At 71.8% G+C, this 16183-nt stretch carries 17 protein-coding genes; 11 read left to right on the top strand and 6 right to left on the bottom strand.

All coding sequences use genetic code 11. The annotated features are described in order from the left end of the window. Positions 1-32: 32 nt before the first annotated feature. The 9 genes from ACFY0F_RS26905 to ACFY0F_RS26865 are packed head-to-tail and all read left to right on the top strand — an operon-like array spanning position 33 to position 7511. Positions 33-314: an acyl carrier protein gene (locus tag ACFY0F_RS26905; RefSeq protein WP_388799330.1), complete on the top strand. Its 282-nt coding sequence runs from the start codon at positions 33-35 to the stop codon at positions 312-314. Further along, complete coding sequence (locus tag ACFY0F_RS26900; protein ID WP_388799327.1) at positions 311-1636, top strand: TrpB-like pyridoxal phosphate-dependent enzyme; 1326 nt, start codon at positions 311-313, stop codon at positions 1634-1636. The genes ACFY0F_RS26905 and ACFY0F_RS26900 overlap by 4 nt, the downstream gene beginning before the upstream one ends. Further along, positions 1633-2484 (top strand): hypothetical protein, encoded by an 852-nt coding sequence (locus tag ACFY0F_RS26895; RefSeq protein WP_388799324.1) that lies wholly within the window; start codon positions 1633-1635, stop codon positions 2482-2484. Before ACFY0F_RS26900 ends, ACFY0F_RS26895 begins: the two co-directional genes overlap by 4 nt. A gap of 46 nt (positions 2485-2530) precedes the next feature. Beyond that, the gene (locus ACFY0F_RS26890) at positions 2531-2791 is read left to right on the top strand and encodes an acyl carrier protein (RefSeq protein ID WP_388799321.1); all 261 of its coding nucleotides are present in this window, start codon (positions 2531-2533) and stop codon (positions 2789-2791) included. Further along, a complete protein-coding gene (locus ACFY0F_RS26885) occupies positions 2788-3900 on the top strand; it encodes an acyl-CoA dehydrogenase family protein (protein ID WP_388799318.1) in 1113 nt (370 codons plus the stop codon). Before ACFY0F_RS26890 ends, ACFY0F_RS26885 begins: the two co-directional genes overlap by 4 nt. Then, positions 3897-4499, top strand: a complete 603-nt coding sequence (locus ACFY0F_RS26880; protein WP_388799315.1) for a 4'-phosphopantetheinyl transferase family protein — start codon at positions 3897-3899, stop codon at positions 4497-4499. The genes ACFY0F_RS26885 and ACFY0F_RS26880 overlap by 4 nt, the downstream gene beginning before the upstream one ends. After that, positions 4496-5374 carry a hypothetical protein gene (locus ACFY0F_RS26875; RefSeq protein ID WP_388799311.1) on the top strand — a complete coding sequence of 293 codons (879 nt, stop codon included), beginning with the start codon at positions 4496-4498 and terminating at the stop codon, positions 5372-5374. The genes ACFY0F_RS26880 and ACFY0F_RS26875 overlap by 4 nt, the downstream gene beginning before the upstream one ends. Then, the gene (locus ACFY0F_RS26870; protein WP_388799308.1) at positions 5361-5918 is read left to right on the top strand and encodes a flavin reductase family protein; all 558 of its coding nucleotides are present in this window, start codon (positions 5361-5363) and stop codon (positions 5916-5918) included. Before ACFY0F_RS26875 ends, ACFY0F_RS26870 begins: the two co-directional genes overlap by 14 nt. Before the next feature lie 12 nt (positions 5919-5930). Next, positions 5931-7511, top strand: a complete 1581-nt coding sequence (locus ACFY0F_RS26865; protein ID WP_388799305.1) for an AMP-binding protein — start codon at positions 5931-5933, stop codon at positions 7509-7511. Between the two features lie 45 nt (positions 7512-7556). Here ACFY0F_RS26865 and ACFY0F_RS26860 read toward each other — a convergent pair whose 3' ends face one another. Both ACFY0F_RS26860 and ACFY0F_RS26855 read right to left on the bottom strand, forming a co-directional pair. Continuing rightward, positions 7557-8420, bottom strand: coding sequence for a LysR family transcriptional regulator (locus ACFY0F_RS26860; RefSeq protein ID WP_388799302.1), 864 nt, complete (start codon positions 8418-8420; stop codon positions 7557-7559). Between the two features lie 451 nt (positions 8421-8871). Beyond that, positions 8872-9270, bottom strand: a complete 399-nt coding sequence (locus ACFY0F_RS26855; RefSeq protein ID WP_388799299.1) for a VOC family protein — start codon at positions 9268-9270, stop codon at positions 8872-8874. Between the two features lie 93 nt (positions 9271-9363). Between ACFY0F_RS26855 and ACFY0F_RS26850 the strand changes: the two genes are divergently transcribed. Together ACFY0F_RS26850 and ACFY0F_RS26845 are read left to right on the top strand one after the other, a co-directional pair. After that, on the top strand, positions 9364-10422 hold the full coding sequence (locus tag ACFY0F_RS26850) for a helix-turn-helix transcriptional regulator (protein ID WP_388799296.1): 1059 nt from the start codon (positions 9364-9366) through the stop codon (positions 10420-10422). A 129-nt stretch (positions 10423-10551) separates the two neighbouring features. Further along, the gene (locus ACFY0F_RS26845) at positions 10552-11187 is read left to right on the top strand and encodes an NADH oxidase (RefSeq protein ID WP_388799294.1); all 636 of its coding nucleotides are present in this window, start codon (positions 10552-10554) and stop codon (positions 11185-11187) included. Between the two features lie 34 nt (positions 11188-11221). On the opposite strand, the gene ACFY0F_RS26840 is transcribed toward ACFY0F_RS26845, so the two are convergent. The 4 genes from ACFY0F_RS26840 to ACFY0F_RS26825 all read right to left on the bottom strand — a co-directional run bounded on the left by ACFY0F_RS26840 (position 11222) and on the right by ACFY0F_RS26825 (position 15980). Further along, a complete protein-coding gene (locus ACFY0F_RS26840) occupies positions 11222-11830 on the bottom strand; it encodes a response regulator transcription factor (protein WP_388799291.1) in 609 nt (202 codons plus the stop codon). 105 nt (positions 11831-11935) lie between these two features. Then, on the bottom strand, positions 11936-13126 hold the full coding sequence (locus ACFY0F_RS26835; RefSeq protein WP_388799288.1) for a sensor histidine kinase: 1191 nt from the start codon (positions 13124-13126) through the stop codon (positions 11936-11938). 197 nt (positions 13127-13323) lie between these two features. Continuing rightward, positions 13324-15636 carry a TOMM precursor leader peptide-binding protein gene (locus tag ACFY0F_RS26830; RefSeq protein WP_388799285.1) on the bottom strand — a complete coding sequence of 771 codons (2313 nt, stop codon included), beginning with the start codon at positions 15634-15636 and terminating at the stop codon, positions 13324-13326. Continuing rightward, the gene (locus ACFY0F_RS26825; protein ID WP_388799282.1) at positions 15633-15980 is read right to left on the bottom strand and encodes a hypothetical protein; all 348 of its coding nucleotides are present in this window, start codon (positions 15978-15980) and stop codon (positions 15633-15635) included. The genes ACFY0F_RS26830 and ACFY0F_RS26825 overlap by 4 nt, the downstream gene beginning before the upstream one ends. Between the last annotated feature and the right edge of the window lie 203 nt (positions 15981-16183).

Below are 16183 nucleotides of genomic sequence, written 5' to 3'. Positions count from 1 at the left end.
GCCCGGCCCCCCTCCCTCCCGAAAGGCGTGCCATGCCCCAGGAACTGTCCCTCGACCGGGACGCCGTCGCCACCGTCGTCAAGAAGGTGGTCATCGCCGAGTCACGGCTGTCCCTCCCGCCCGACAGCGTCGCCGACGACGAACCGCTCGTCGGGGAGTTGCTGAACGTGAACTCCCTCGGGTTCGTCGGCATGCTCGTGCGGATCGAGGACGAGCTCGACGTCAACCTCCCCGACGACCTCTTCGTGGGGCGCAGCTTCCGCACCGTCCGGGACCTGATCGACGTCGTGACGGCCGCGGAGGTGCGGCGGTGACGAACGAAGTCCCCACCCGCTGGCGCAGTGTCCTGCCCCACCTGTCCGAGCCCCTGCCGCCGGACCGCACCCCGCCCCGCCCCGGTGACGGGGCGGGCGAAATAAAGATCAACATCCCGACCGAGCTGATCCGGCACAGTGTCTCCGTCCGTGAGTACTGGGACATCCCGGCCCCGGTCGTCGAACGGTACCGGCAGTACCGTCCGACCCCGCTGTGGCGCGCTCGCGGCTTCGAGGAGGCCGTCGGCGCCCGGGTCCCCGTCTACGTCAAGAACGAGGGCGTCAACATCTCGGGCAGCCACAAGCTCAACACGGCGCTCGCGCAGGCCTACTACTACCGGAAGGCCGGTGTGAAGGAGCTGGTCACGGGCACCGGCGCGGGCCAGTGGGGCACCGCCATGGCCGCGGCGTGCGCCCTGTTCGGACTGCGCTGCCGGGTCTTCATGGTCGAGTCCAGCCTGCGGCGCAAACCGTACCGGGGGGTCCTGATGCGCATGCTGGGCGCCGAGGTGCACGCCAGCCCCAGCGGCATGACCAAGGTCTCCGCCAAGGAGGACCTGGCCGCCGGCAACAGCCTCTCGCTCGCCATCGGCGAGGCGGTCGAGTACGCCGCCGAACACGACCAGGTGGCCTTCTGCATCGGCAGCGGAGAGACGTACAGCATCCTGCACCAGTCCGTGATCGGCCTGGAGGCGGAGGAGCAACTCGCGGAGCTGGACGCCGAGATCGGCGCGGTCGTCGGCTGCGTGGGCGCCGGATCCAACTTCGGCGGCATCGCGCTGCCCTTCCACGCCAGCGCCCGGGCGGCCGGCAGGGAGGGACCCCGCCTGGTCGCCGCCGAGTCCAGCAGCACACCGAAGCTGACACGCGGTGTCTACGCCTACGACAAGACCGACGCCACCGGCAGCGGCCCGATGGAGGCCATGTACACCATCGGCAGCGACTACCAGATCCCCGACGCGCACACCGCGGGCCTGCGTTTCCACGGCGCGGCGAAGCTCGTCTCCGCGATGCGGCACAGCGGCGACATCGACGCCATGGCGGTCAGCCAGGCGGACGCCCTGGACGCGGGCCGGCTGCTCGCCCGCCACGAGAGCGTCCTGCCGGCGCCCGAGTCCGGCCACGCCCTGGCGGCCGCCGCACGCCTCGCCGCCTCGCCCGACGCCACCGGCGGGGTCCTGGTGTGCGTCAGCGGCCACGGCTACCTGGACCTCGGGGCGTACGAGCACTTCCTCGACGGAGGGGTCGAGGACCAGTCCCCGCCCGACGAGGCGCTCGCCCGCGCGGTGGCCGGGCTGACGCGGGTGGAGACCCACCGGTGACGGCCACCGCGGCCCCCTCCGTGCGGACCGCGATCCTCGACTGCGTACAGGTCAACCTGGCCGTCCTCGCGGACCGTCGGCACGGGCCCGGTCGGCACCTCGCGCTCGGGGCGCGCCTGCGCTTCCGGCCGGAGCCCGGCCCCGACGGTCTGCCCACGGTGGACCCCTCACCGCAGGAGCACCTGCGCGACGGAGCCGCTCTCGTGGGCCTGCGGCCGGACGCCGTCGCCCACCGCGTCCCCGCGGACGGGCTGCGTGCCATGGCCGAACGGGCGTCGGTGGTCTACGCCGTGGCCGACTCCTACGACATGCCGTGGCTGCCCTACGCGGGCCGGGCACGCATGGAGCACGGCTTCCTGGTCGGCGCGCACCGGGACGGAGCCGAGGTCGAGGACGCGTACGACAACGAGACGGCCTGGGGGCCGGCCCGGCCCGGCCGGTGGACGTTCCCCTGGGAGCGCCTGCCCACCGCCTCCTTCGCGTGCACCCTGTCGCCCGTGCCCGAGTACCACGCGCCCCGGCCGGAGCTGTGCCTGGACGATCCCGCGGCATACGTCGAGGCCTACACCGCCCACCCCGACCGGCTCGCCGCCCTGCGCCGGCTGACCGCGGAGACCTGGCTGCTGTCGCGGGCCCGGCACCTGCACGCCGCCTACCGCGAGCACCTCGGCGAGCGGCTGGACGCGCAGGACCACCTGCGCCGCTGGGACCAGCTCACCGCGACCGCGTTCATCGCCCAGCGGCGCGCCGAACGGGGCAGGCCGGTCCCCGGAGCCCTGCTGCCCGAACTGGCGTCCCTGCTCACCGCAGACCGCGAGGTGTTCGCCGTACGGCCCCACCGACCCTGACCTCGACCCCGCAGACCCTCACCACCATCCACGCGACGGAGAAGCCGTGAACCAGCCCTTCATAGACCTGCTGACGCCCTTCCTCCCCAACCTCGGGGACCGCCCCCTCACCGAGGACAGCCGCCTGCACGACCTGGGGATGAACTCCATGAAGGCCATCGACCTGCTCTTCGCCATCGAGGACGGGCTCGGGGTCTCCCTTCCGGACGAGGACCTCAACGACACCACCTTCGCCACCGCCGGCAGTCTGTGGGCCGCGGTGCGGCGGGCCGGCGCCGCGGAGGGTGACCACAGGGCAGTGGCATGAGCGTCTTCGCGGTGCGGGAGCCCGTCACCACGGCCGGCCCCCGGCTCGGCACACTGCCCGCCGACGCGAGCGGCGCCGACATCTGGCGCGTTCTCGGCGCGGAGAACCGGCTGGCCGGGGTCTACCGCGGCGGCGTTCCGCGCCGGGGCGTCGACGCGGTCGCGCTGGGCGCGCTGCTGACGGACGTCGACCGCCGCTTCGGCGTCGGCTCGACGCTGGCCGTGACCGTCCCGCTGGCCACCTGCCTGCCGTTGCTGGCCGGGGGGACCGGCCCGGCCGCCCGGACGCTCGCCGACACCCTCGACGGCCGCACCGTGGTGGCCCTCGCCGCCACCGACGAGGACTCCGGCTGCGACCTGGCGGCACTGGGCACCAGCGTCTCCTTCGACGGGGACCACATCCGGCTCGACGGCACCAAGCGCTGGATCACCAACGCGACGACCTGCGGTGCCGCCCTCGTCCTCGCCCGCCACCGGCCGGGCCCCCACTTCACCAACTTCACCTGGGTGCTCGTACCGGCCGACGCGCCCGGCGTACGCGCGGACCCGGCCGAGACGGAGCTGTTCGACGGCTCCGGGACCGGTCACCTCACCTTCGACGGCGTCCGGCTGACCCGCGACCACGTCGTGGGCGGTACCGGCCGGGGACTGAGCGCCTTCGCGGCCCACATCGCCACCGAGCGGCTGGCCGGGGCCCTTTGGGCGGTCGCGCTGTGCGAGCGGACGCTGCACGACACCGCCCGCTACCTGGGGCGGCGCCGCCACGGCGGCGGGGTCCTGTGGGAGCGGGAGGGCATACGCCGGCGCTGGGCGGGCGCACTGCTGCGTTCCCGTCAGCACCGCGCCCTGACCGAGAGCCTCACCGAGGCGGTCGCCGTCCGCCGCGACACCTCGGCCGCCGCACTGCTCAAGGCCAGCGCCGCCGAGACCGTCGAGCAGGTCCTCGACGTGTGCGCCCACCTCCAGGGCGCGCACGGTTTCCGTACCGGCGGTCCGCAGCACCTGCGGGCGCAGGGGGCCCTGTTCGGGATCGGCGGCGGCACGACCGAAGTCGTTCTGGGCATCGTGGCCGAGACGGCTCCCGAGAGCGGCCCCGGGGAGCTGCCATGAGACTCCTGGAGACCGACCCGGGAGTGTGGGTGGCCACCGGCGAGGCGTCCACCGGCCGCCTCGCCCCCGCCGACCTCGCCGCGGCACGCGGCCGGCCCGCCTGGCGCGCGCGCCAGATCCTTCAGGGGCGTGCGCTCCTGCGCGGGCTGCTCGCCGAGGTGGCACCCGACGCCGCCGACGAGCCGATCGTGGCCGGCCACAACGGCAAACCCGTCCTGGCGGGCCGGTTCCGTCCCGGCATCAGCATCTCCCACGACGGGGAGCACACCGTCGTGGCCGTCGCGCCCGGCCGCCGCGTCGGGGTCGACGTGCAGGTGCCGCCGCGGCACGTCGGCCGCTCGATGGTCCGGCGGTGTGCCGCTCCGTACACGAACCACCTGTACCGCATGCCGGCGCCCCTGCGACTCACCGCCTTCACGGAGATCTGGACGGTCCAGGAGGCCTGCGTGAAGACCGACGGCACCGGCATCGGGGGGCGTCCCTGGAGCATCGACGTGCCCCCGCATCTCGACCGCGGTGACTGGCGCGCACTGCGCTGGCGCAAGGTGCGAGACCTCATCGACGTACCCGTGGCCTGTGCCTGGGAGGCGACACCATGACACCTGCCCTGTCCTGCTACTCCACCACGCTGGTGGAGTACCTGGGAGGCACCGCGGCCGACCGACTGGCGGCGGCGGTGCACCTGTGGGTGCGCACCGACGAACCGGACGGCGCGCTCGCCTTCTCCCACCACGACCGCATCGACGACGGGACCCTGGTGCACGACCACTGTCGGGACTGGGTATCGGCCCGTGCGGTGCTCGCCGGCCTGCTCGCCGAGGAGGGGCAGGTGATCGTGGTGGGCAACGCCTTCCACCTGCCCTGGTCGCCGCACCACGGGGTGCGGGCCGTCCCCCACTGGTTCCTGCTGCGGGCCCACGACGCGGAGGGGTGGCTCGTGGCCGACCCGTTCCACGCCCTGATGCCCGGTGGCGAGCAACTGCCCTACGGCGGAGTGCTCGACGACGGCTCGCTGCGCCGGGCCCTGACGCCGGTGGGGCGGCTCGACCCGGCCGTCCGCAACCGGGACGTGCACGCCCTGGGCGAACCGGTGGACATCGGCCCGTCGGATGCCTATCGCTGGCTGCGCCGGACCACCCCTCCTCCGGCCGGCTCCCCGGCGCGGTGGCCGGGCACCTGGCTGCGCGAGCCGCGGGAGGTGTTCGCGTACCTGCGGGACCGCCTCACCTCCGACGGGGGTCTGCTGGAGCGGCACGCCGACGACCTGTGGGCGGCGTCCCGGCACCAGCTCCACCGCCTGGGGCCGAACCCCGACCCGGATCTGGCCGACGCCTGGACGCAGCTGCCCAAGGCCCTGCGTTTCGCCGCGGACTCCGCCCGGCGCGGACGCCCCCGCACCGGTGTGGTCGAGCGGGCGCTCGACACCCTCGCCGGACTGTCGACCGGCATGGAGGTGAGCCGTGCTCGGGGTTGAGACCACGACTCCCCAGGTGGCCCCGCCGGTCGAGGCGGAGGTGGACGAAGCGCTCTTCCGGGCGGCGATGAGGGGGATGGCGAAGTGCGTCGCGGTCACCACCGCCCTGGGACCGAACGGGCCGGTGGGGTGCACCACGACCTCGCTGATGTCGCTGTCCGTGGCGCCGCCGAGTGTGCTGCTGGCCTTCGGCGCCGGCGGACGCACCCTGGACGACCTGCTCGGCGCCGGCCGCTTCGCCGTCAACGTGCTGTCCCACACGCAGCAACCGCTGGTCCGGCGCTTCGCCACCGGCACCCCCGCACAGCGCTTCCGGGACACGCCGCACGCCGTGCGCGGGGGCGTCCCGGTCCTGCACGACGCCGCCGTCGTGATGACCTGCGACGTCGCGGAGACCTTCACCGCCGTCGACCACGTCCTGGTCGTCGGCGCCGTACGGCATCTGATCGCCACCCCCGGTTCCCCGCTGGTGCTCGTCACCGGGGAGCCGCACATCGCCACACCCGTACCGCCCGCCCCGGCCGCGGCCGACGACCTGCGTTGACCTGGAGAGACCATGCCAGCGACTCCCGCACCCGCGGTGACCCACCGGCCCGACGAACGCCTCGACGAGTTCCTCCTGGCCGCCGCGGCCACACACCCCGACCATCCCGCCGTGGTGGAGTACGCGGACGGCGAGCAACGGGTGACGACCTTCCGCGGCCTGCGTGAGGCCGCCGAGCGGTATGCCGCCGAACTGGACCGCTTCGGTCTGCAGACAGGCGACCGCGTCATGATCGTTTCGGACACTTCCGCGGAGTCCGTCGCCCTGGTGCTGGCGTGTTCGTCGCGCGGCCTGCCCTTCGTCCCGGTCAGCCCGGAGACACCGGCCGAACGACGGGAGACGATCGAGCGGCTGGCCGAGCCCGCGTTGTGCCTGACCGGCGACGGTGGACCGGGGGATGCGGTGGGGCACGGCCGGTTCGGCGGGGGCGGCATCGAGGTGCCGCGCCCGCCGGTGCGCCGCGAGCGGCTGCGGCACGCCGTGACACCGAGCGACACCGCCTACATCATCTTCACGTCGGGCACCACGGGCCGGCCCAAGGGCGTGGTGATGAGCCACCGGTCCGTGGTCGCCTTCTACCGGGGAATGATCGCCGAGGAGTTCGTGTCGGTGGGCGACCGGGTGGCGTCGACCTCCCCGCTCCAGTTCGACTTCTCGCTGCTGGACATCGGCATGGCGCTGGGCAGCGGAGCGGCGGTGGCGCCCGTCCCGCGGGCCCTGCTGCGCTGGCCGACGAGGTTCCTGAAGGTGCTGCGCGTCACCCGGGCCACCCACGTCAACGGTGTGCCGTCCATCTGGCGGCAGGTGCTGCGCCACATCCCCGACCAGCTGGCCGACCTGCCCGAGCTGCGCGGAGTGCTCTTCTGCGGGGAGGAGTTCCCGCCGGGCGAACTGCGCCGCCTCCAACGCCTGCGGCCCGGCATCCGCCTGATCAACTGCTATGGGGCGACGGAATCCATGGCGGCCAGTTTCGCCGTCGTCCCCGACCCGCTGCCCGACGACGTCACGCATCTGTCGATCGGCAACGGACACCGGGGCACCGACATCCTCCTGCTGGACGCCGAGGGGTCACCCGTGCGCGAGGAGGGCGTCGTCGGTGAGATGTACCTGCGCAGCCCCGCCCTGATGACCGGATACTGGGGAGACGCCGAGGCCACGGACGCCGTCCTCGTCACCGACCCGCTGGAGCCCCGCTCCGGGCAGCGCCTGCTGCGGACCGGTGATCTGGCCTACCGGGACGCCGAGGGTGCACTGCGTTTCTGCGGGCGGCGGGACTCCCAGGTGCAGATCCGCGGCAACCGGGTGGAGCCGGCCGAGGTGCAGCGACGGCTGCTGGCCCACCCCGAGGTCTGCGAGGCGGCCGTCGTGGTGCACGAAGGGCCCGACGGTGACGCCGAGTTGAGCGCGTTCGTCGTGCTGGTCGACGGTGCGGCGCCTATGGCCGAGAGCGATCTGCGTGCGTTCTGCCTGGACGCGATGCCCGCATACATGGCACCTGGCGTGGTGCGCATCGTGGGAAGCCTCCCCGTCAACCAGCACGGCAAGACCGACCACCGGCGGCTGCTCGCCCAACTCCTCACGGACGCCGCCTGATCGGCCGACGGGCCCCGTGGCTCCAGCAGCGGGCCCGGGGCCCGTTCAGCCCGCGCCGACCACGTCGGAGGCGGCCTTCAGCACGGCGTCGAGGGTCGGGTGTCCGACGTCGCCGCGCCGCCACAGCGCCTGCGTGTAGGTGGGGGTGGCGGGTCGCCAGTCCACGATCCGGCGGAGCCGGCCGTCGGCGATGTCCTCGGCCACGGTGACCTCGGGAAGCAGTCCCACGCCTATGCCGCCCTCGGCCATGCGCTTCACCGCGGTGATGGAATCGAGTTTCAGGGTCCGCCCCGCCCGAAGGGTCGACTGGACCTCGGTCAGGAGTCCGTCGCAGTGACGGACGTCGAGGTCGGCGGTGACGAGTATCGACGACACAGCCTCCCCGGGAGTCGGGCGTCCTCCGGCCACCAGGGCGAACGGCTCGGGGCAGAGGTCGCAGTGCTCCAGATCCTCGTCCGACGCCGCGTTTCCTATCATGAACACGCAGTCCAGCTGCCCGTCGCGCAGCATGGCGAGTGCTTCTTGAGGGGTGGACAGCCGCAGCGACACGTCCATGTCGGGATAACGCAGGAGTAAGTACTCGATGAGCGGGAGCAGTCGGTGGTTGATGAGGCTTTCCGGCGCACCGACGCAGAATTTCCCCTGCGGCGTGAGAGAGGCGTCCGCGATACGCCGGACACGACCGCTGAGCCGCACGATCTCGCGGGCCTGTTCGAGGATGGAGCGACCGGCTCTCGTCGGCCGGACACCGCCGGGCAGGCGCTCCAGCAGGATCAGACCGAGCGACCGCTCCAATGCCTTGATGCGATTGGTCACCGTGGGCTGGGTCACTTGGAGCGTGCTCGCCGCCCGTGTCACACTTCCCGCGTCCACGGCGCTTAGGAATGCCTCGAGATGCCGTGTATCCAATTCTTCCCCCGCGCGAGTCGACCCGCCGAAATTCAAGCCGACGCTACGCCGACTTTCTTCCCTCGCTCCGTCTTCCTGACATTCCGGTCACGGACGTATGCAAGCGGTAACGGTTCTGCGAGCGTAGCGTCACCCTTCACTCTCATCAATATGTTTGGTATGTGCATTAATGGGGAGGTCCCTTTTTCGGGACGGATGATTTCGCGTCAGTTCGGGGAAGGCGGACGAGCGGTCCGGCGCCGAGGCCGGCACGCCGGATCGCACGCCTTTCCCACATCGCAGCTGGGGAGGGCGGAACGGGGTCGTCGGGCGCTCCGTCCACCGTCCCCGACGCAGGCGACGTAGTGCGAATCAAGCCAGGCGCTCGGGATGTCGGCCCTTGCTGCGGATGCACCGACCAGCCGGCGCCGCCCAGAGCGGCCTTCCTGCCGAGGACGGCTGTCCGGCCCTGTCAACGGGCGAACTTCTCCTTGGCCGCCGACGTGACCGGGGTGAAGAAGTTGACGAGGTTGCCGTCGGGGTCGCGGAACAGCAGTGAGCGGTTGCCCCAGGGCATCGTGGTGGGACCGCTGACGAAGTCGGTGACGAAGCCGGTCAGGTCCCGGTGTACGCGGTCCACGTCGTCGACGAGGAACTCGGTGATCACACTGTGGTTGTCCGCCGGGCGGGCGGAGCCCGGGGCGAACATCGGGACGGTGCGGGTGCCGGCGATCGCGAGGGTGGCATCAGGGGTCCTGAGTTCGGCGAAGTCCTCGGTGGCCCACATCGCCCGCACCCCTGTGGCGCGCTCGTAGAACTCGACGAGGCCTGCCACGTCGCCGGTGATGATGCGGATCGACACGAAGTTCATAAGGGTCTCCTTGACCGAGCTGGAGTCGTGCGCTCCGCAGGCTAGGAGAAATACCGGACAGAATCGGTCCTGTATCCGCATTAGGCTGTGAACATGCCTCGATCCACCGGCCGCGTGCTGACGCTCCTGGAGCTGTTGCAGTCGGGCGGCACCCGGACGGTGGCCGAACTCGCCGATCGCCTCGGCGTCGACGGGCGCACCGTGCGGCGGTACGTCGACCAACTGATCGACCTCGACGTCCCCGTGGAGTCGGTGCGCGGCCGCTACGGCGGGTACCGCCTCGCTCCCGGACACCGCCTGCCCCCGCTCATGCTCAGCGACGACGAGGCGCTGGCCGTGCTGCTCGGCCTGGTCGCCGGCCGCCGGGCAGGGCTGAGGGCAGCGGGACACACGGCGAGCGAGACGGCGTCGGCGAAGATCCGCCGCGTACTGCCCAAGCGCGTCGCCCATCGGCTCGACACGCTCCTGGAGGCTCTCACCTTCACGGATCAGCCGGGTGAGTTCGACACCCCGGACGCCGGGGTCCTGCTCACCATGGCCGATGCGGTGCGCCACCGCCGACCGGTCTCGATCAGGTACACGGACCGCGACGGACGGCGCAGCGAGCGCACGCTGCACGCGTACGGGATCGTCGCCCATGCGGGCCGGTGGTACGTCACGGGCGAGGACGCCCGGGTCGGCGAGGACCGGACCTTCCGGCTCGATCGCATCGCGGACGCGCGGACCCTGCCCGGCTCTTTCGAAGCGCCCGTGGGTCCCGGTCCCGCACAGCGTGTGCTGTCGGGGTTCGCCACGGCCGAGTACCGGCACGAGGTGATCGTGCGGATCCACGGGACGGTCGAGCAGATCCGGGCCCGCCTTCCCGCCGGCGTCGCGAGCCTGGAGGAGTACGGGTCCGCGGCCGGCGAGGACCGGGCGGTCGAGCGCTGGCGGCGCGTCGAGCTACGGGTGGAGCGGCTCGACTGGCTGCCTCCGGTACTCGCCTCACTCGACCGGCCGTTCGTCGTCGAGCGCCCCGGTGAACTCCGCGACCTCGTCGGCGCGTTCGCCGATCGCCTCGCGTGCTACGCCAGGGGGACCGGAGACCGGGACGGCAGGTGCCCCGGTGGTCACGCACCCGTGACCGGTCGTCGGACGGTCGACGACCCATGATTTTCTCATGCCTCCGGTGTGATCCGCTCGCTGCCGGGACGCGGCAAACGCTTCCATACTGAAGGTTCGCCAGCGGGTCGGCAGGCGGAGCCGCACTTCCTGCCGGCTCCGACAGCCCGAGGAGGTAGGTTGACCGTGATTCCAGCCACGGAAGACTCCCCCCTGCGCGTGCATCACCTGTGGTCCCTGCTGGAGGACACGGCGGTCGGGTGGGACGAGGAAGGCCGGACGCTGGTGCTCAGCGGTCCGCAGGGAACGGAGCGGGTCGAGGATCCCGCGCCCGCGGTGGCCGAGGCGCTGCGCCGGATGGAACTCGGTCCGGTGCTGCTGGCCAACCTGGAGCAGCCCGACGGGGCGACGGCAGCCGGGCACGACACCTACACGGTGGTCCTGTCGGTGCTTCGCGGGATCTCCCACGTGGTGATCAGGACGCTGTCCCTGGAGGATTTCAAGGGGCCGGTGCTGTCGGTGGTGCCGGTGGGCCGAACCGCCAGCTTCTCACTCGTCCGGCTGTCGGCGCAGCGCAGGGTGCGGCTGCGGCCCACCGTGACGATCACCGTGCGCGGCGACGGGTTCCTGGTGCAGTGCCGCAGCCAGGAACACCGGGTGGAGATCCACCGCCCCGAGGCGATGTGGGTGGTGTCGCTGCTGGCCTGGCCCATGACACCGGACGCGATGGTCGAATCGCTGCCGCTGCCCGCCGAGTTGACCCTGGCGATCCTCGGCTATCTGGCGGGGGCCGGGATGACGGTGGCCGCGGGCTGACCGCGTCGACGGCGGGGGCGGGAGCCGGGGACGGTCACAGCAGCCAGCCCGACTCGCGGGCGATGCGGATCGCGTCGACCCGGTTGCGCCCGTTGAGCTTCGTCACGGCGGTGGTGAGGTAGTTGCGCACCGTGCCGACCGAGAGACGGAGCTGTTCGGCGATCTCCTGTGGTTCCGTGCCCTGCGCGGCCAGTTGCAGCACCTCGGTCTCACGGGTGGTCAGCGGGCTCTCGCTGCCGCCCCAGGCCGCCAGGGCGAGCTGGGGGTCGATCACCCGCTGGCCTGCGACGACCCGGCGCACGGCCTGGGCGAGATCGCTGGGCGGGGCGTCCTTGAGGAGGAAACCGCTGACGTGCGCGGACATCGCCCGGCGCAGTGTGCCCGGGCGGCCGAGGCTGGTGAGGATCAGGGTCCGGCAGTCGGGGACGCGGTCGTGCAGGAGTTCGGCCGCGCTGAGTCCGTCCAGGCCGGGCAGGTCGATGTCGATGATGGCCACGTCCGGCCGGTGTTCGCGCGCCGCGCTCAGTATCTGGTCGCCGCGCTCGAGCTCGGCGATCACTTTCAGGTCGTCCTCCAGATTGAGCAGCGCCACCAGTGCGCCACGGACCATGTGCATGTCCTCGGCCAGGAGGATCCGTATCATCGCCGCTTCCCCCGTTCCCCCCGCATACCTGAAAGTGTCTGGATCCTACCCAAGCGCATCCGCCGTCGGGGTTTCGTCAACAGGACTGGTTCAGGCCAAGGTTGCTCATGCCACGTGGTCGGCACGGCCGTACGGCTGCTCGCCCTCCGGGCTCCCGCCGGTGCGCGGATCGCCGGTTCCGGCCTCCCGTACCGGCACCTCGGCGGTGATCCGGAAGACGTCCACGTCGGAACCGTCAGGCAAGCGCCGCACGATCAGCCGGCCTCCGATGTCTGCCAGCCGCCGCTCCAGGTTGCCCAGGCCGCTGCCGCTGTGCGGGGAGGGGACATGGTGGCCGAGGACCAGGCCGTCGTTGACGAGCGTGAGACGGACCAGATCGTCCTCGACCGCCGCGGAGATCCGGCAGTACGAGGCCTTGGAGTGCCGCAGCAGATTGGTGACGCCCTCGCGCAGCACCGTGGCCAGCACGGTGGACGTCGCCACTCCCAGGCGGTCGACGGCGTCGTGGGTGTCGACGGTGACCGAGACCCCGGCGGCGGCCAGCACCGACTCGGCGGAGGTGAGTTCGGAGGTGAGGGACATCTCCCGGTACCCGCTGGCGACCCGGCGCACATCGGCCAGTGCCTGGCGGGAGATGACGAGTACCTCGTCGACCTCCTCGCGGGCCCGGAACGGGTTGGTCGGAATGAGACGGTGGATCAGTTCGTTCTTGAGCGTGATCGCCGAGAGGCTGTATCCGAGCAGGTCGTGCAGGTCCCTAGAGAACCGCAACTGCTCGTTGCTGACGGCCAGTCGGGCGATGTCGGCGCGGGCCCGGTGCAACTGGTCGACCTGGCAGGTCAAGCGGCTCAGGCCGTACACCACGAGACCGGTGAGCGCGGTGGTCTGGCACATGTACACCAGGTCCACGACGCCCCGGTGGTCCAGCACGCCGGGGACGAGCAGGCTGAGCGTCGTCAGTCCGTACAGCGTCCAGCCCGCCCTGGCCGGCAGGAGAAGCAGCAGGGAACCGGCGAAGAAGCCCGCCATGGCACCCCAGGACACCCCGAACCACATGAACGGCAGGTAGGACAGGACGCCTTGGGCGACCAGGGAGGGGATCTTGGTGCGCATCCGTGCCTCGAAGATGCTGGGCGACGAGTGCACGAGTTGGAGCACGAACACCAGGAACAGGCAGAACAGGGCGAGGGCCAGCTTGTTCGGACTGAGCCGCAGCGAAAGGATGTTGAGGAAGGTGATGCCCAGATAGCAGATCAACGCGGCCACCAGAATGCCCCGGGCCGTTCTGGTGGCCACACTGCTTCGGACCTGCGATTGGCCGGAATACGATGGAGACCTGTTCGGATCGGTACCGTCCATCTCTCGTCCGACCCCCCCTCGTGTCTCGAATTCCGGTTCGGATCCAACCGGCGTCATTCTAGACAGGGCACGATCGTGGACCGGTGCAAAGTGCCCAACGGGGCGGTCGGGGCGACAATCCGTGCGCAGTGGCGTCATACGAAGAGCGGAATCGGGTTCAGCTGGTCGTACGGTGTGGGCCGGGAGAGGCGTCCCAGCTCGACCGGTACGTCGAAGAGCCTGCCCGGAGCGTACCGGGCCCAGAAGTGCCGAAGTCCCGGCACCAGCACCTTGACCACCGGCATGGCGACGTCCGGCCGGGTCTGGTCCAGGACGAGAAGCTCCAGGCCCTTGGCGCCGACGAGTTCGGTGATGGCCTTGACGTCGTCGAGCAGGTCGCCCCGCACCACATAGGTCCAGTCGCCGGGAGTTCGTGGCCGGGCGGCCGGATCCGGCGCCAGATACGACTGGTTGGCGACGGTCGCCTGCCGCCACCAGCGCACCGGGAGCGGGTCCGTGATGCCGTAGCCGCCGCCGGGCCGGCCGGCGCCCACGGCGGGCAGCAACTGCCCCATCTCGGTGAGCGCGCGGCGCAGCGCGATCGCGGGGTCGAAGTGCGCGCCGAAGCCGAAGACGATGTCCTCGGTGGGCCCCTCCGTACGCCGGGACAGTGCCACGACCGCGGGGATGCCGAGGTCCGAGGTGAGGTCGAGGGCCCAGATCTGACGGCCCAGCTTCCGGTAGCCGTCGCGCAGCCGCTCGATGTACGGCTCGTCGAACGAGTCCAGGTCGATCGCCGGCTGCCGGGTGCGGTTGTACCACCACAGGGCGACGGCGTCCCGCTCCACCAGCTCCAGGAAACCCTGCAGCAGGGCGTCCTCCGGACTGCTGCCCGCCGCGTTGCCGTTGGAGTCGGCGTACGGCCCCTGCGAGGAGCGGCCACCGGAGGGGAAGTAGAGCATCGACGTGGGCAGGAGCCGGTGGCGCTGCTCGGTCAGCGACCACACCGGTGTCCACTCCACCGGGCGGTTCTCGTCGAAGCGCTCGGGTACGTGGTGGAAGGGCGAGCCGGAGCGGTTCCAGCGGTCCCGCTCGCGGAACTGCCGGTCCGCGTACAGCTGGCAGGAGTTGGGGTGGACGGCCTGGTCGCCGAGGGCACGCAGGGTGTCCACCACGACCGGTTCGTCGCCGTGCCGGGTACCGCTGTAGCGTTCCACCGCCTCGCACAGCGCACTGGCGCGCGCCTCGCTGTCGGTCAGGCCCTTGCCGCCGCTGAGGGAGCGCAGCCCGGCCGGGCCGCGCTCCCGCATCGCGAGATTGCGTCCCGACACATAGGTGGTGGCGAACTCCGGTGCGCCGGGGGACGGTTCGAGTACGGGCACGATCCCGGTGACCGGACTCACCAGATGCCCGTAACGCTCCAGCAACTGGTCGGTGGTGAGCGCCCGGTGGCCACCACCGCCGCGCCCGGCCTTGGTCCGCGACACCGGGACGAACGGTGCGCGCACGCGCCGGCCCGTCAGCCCGGGATCGCCGCAGGAGGGGCACTGGGGGATACGGGACACGGCGTGGACGCGGGTCCGCAGGTTCAGGGTGTCGACCGTACGGACGCAGCCCTGGTCGGCGTAGCGCAGACCGGCCAGCCACTTGGCGGCCTCCAGGACCGCGCCCTGCGCGGCCATGGCGCGTCCCGCGGACAGCGAGGCGGTCGGCCCGGTGAGCGGGCGGTCGAGGCCGAGGGCCTGCTGGAGCGATCCCTCGTACCCGCGGTGCTGCTCCAGCCGGGCGGCCAGGCACGACCAGCAGGGTCCCTCGTCAGGCCGGAAGAACGGGCCGATCCAGGGTTCGTAGCCGCACAGCCGGGTGAGCAGCCACGGTTTGCCGGCCGCCCGGTGCTCGGCGTCGACCCACTTCAGTTCCGGGGAGAGGTAGTCGTCGCACAGGACCAGCGTGAGGTCGGCGTCCGAGTCGGTCACGTTGATGCCGGACTCCAGACCCGCCGCGAGCACCGGTTCGGCGTCGACGCCGGTGAGCGGCAGGACCCGGAGCCGGGAGCGGGCCAGCCCGGCCGCCGCCCGGGCACCGTCCAGGCCGGCCAGGTCCCAGTACGCCTCGGCGACCGGGTCGGTGCTCGTCATCGGCGGGCCGGCCTCCGCCGGAGCGGGGCCGCCGAAGCGGAGCAGTCCGGCCTCGCTGAGCAGCCGCAGCCCGTCCTGCGCCTCCTCGGCGGTCAGCGCGGGCGCGGCGCCGGCCAGGATCTCGGCGAGTGTCCGGGTGCCGTCGAGCAGCGGGACGAGCACATCGGCGAGTGCACCGTGCAGGGTGGTGACTCCCCGGCGGGAGACCAGGTAGGTCGCCTCGCCGGGGACGGTCGCGGGACGCAGGTGGTGCCTGAAGCCCACGAGTGTTGAGCCGTCCTGTAGGGCGGCCGGTCCGGATCTCCTGGTGTGTGGCGATCCGGAAGTCATATCCAGGACCCCGCGACCGCGTCACCCTCGCCGTCCACCTGAGCCGCGCTCTCCGCGCCGGAAGGCTCGGCGGGGGCGGTCTGGACGCAGTAGGTGAACTGGGCGGTGTCGGTCGGGGCGGTCTGGACGCAGTAGGTGAACTGGGCGGTGTCCGTGGGTACTGCCTCGGCGCAGAACGTGAACTGGGCGGTGCTGGCGGGGGAGGCTTCCAGGCCGTAGGTGAACAGCCTGGTCCGGCCGGCGGCGTGGTCGAGGGTGGTGACCACCAGGAGCGGACGGGCGGGAGCTGCCTCGGTGATACGCGCCGAGTGGGGGGTGACAGGGGTGGCACTGGCGTGGCTCATCGGAGAAGGTCCTCACTGACGTGGTCGGCTGGTGCTCCAATGGCCGGAATTCTTGGCGAGTGAGGGCTTCACGGACAGTGTCCGGTTCATCGGTGAGGGGTGAAGTTCTCACTCAAGTGGAGGCTTGGGCTCCGTGGTGTGGTGTTTGAGTGGTTCCCACCAGGTTCGGTTGTCGCGGTACCAGCGGACGGTTTCGGCGAGGC

It is taken from the genome of Streptomyces sp. NPDC001544 (assembly GCF_042894285.1).
GTDB lineage: Bacteria > Actinomycetota > Actinomycetes > Streptomycetales > Streptomycetaceae > Streptomyces.
The sequence above is the reverse complement of the archived record's forward strand: the minus strand, read 5'-3'. Positions and strand labels throughout refer to the sequence as shown.

Coding starts and splice junctions, on each gene's coding strand:
- ACFY0F_RS26905 (WP_388799330.1), top strand. CDS start 33: ATGCCCCAGGAACTGTCCCTCGACCGGGACGCCGTCGCCACCGTCGTC.
- ACFY0F_RS26885 (WP_388799318.1), top strand. CDS start 2,788: ATGAGCGTCTTCGCGGTGCGGGAGCCCGTCACCACGGCCGGCCCCCGG.
- ACFY0F_RS26880 (WP_388799315.1), top strand. CDS start 3,897: ATGAGACTCCTGGAGACCGACCCGGGAGTGTGGGTGGCCACCGGCGAG.
- ACFY0F_RS26875 (WP_388799311.1), top strand. CDS start 4,496: ATGACACCTGCCCTGTCCTGCTACTCCACCACGCTGGTGGAGTACCTG.
- ACFY0F_RS26865 (WP_388799305.1), top strand. CDS start 5,931: ATGCCAGCGACTCCCGCACCCGCGGTGACCCACCGGCCCGACGAACGC.
- ACFY0F_RS26855 (WP_388799299.1), bottom strand. CDS start 9,270: ATGAACTTCGTGTCGATCCGCATCATCACCGGCGACGTGGCAGGCCTC.
- ACFY0F_RS26850 (WP_388799296.1), top strand. CDS start 9,364: ATGCCTCGATCCACCGGCCGCGTGCTGACGCTCCTGGAGCTGTTGCAG.
- ACFY0F_RS26840 (WP_388799291.1), bottom strand. CDS start 11,830: ATGATACGGATCCTCCTGGCCGAGGACATGCACATGGTCCGTGGCGCA.
- ACFY0F_RS26830 (WP_388799285.1), bottom strand. CDS start 15,636: ATGACTTCCGGATCGCCACACACCAGGAGATCCGGACCGGCCGCCCTA.
- ACFY0F_RS26825 (WP_388799282.1), bottom strand. CDS start 15,980: ATGAGCCACGCCAGTGCCACCCCTGTCACCCCCCACTCGGCGCGTATC.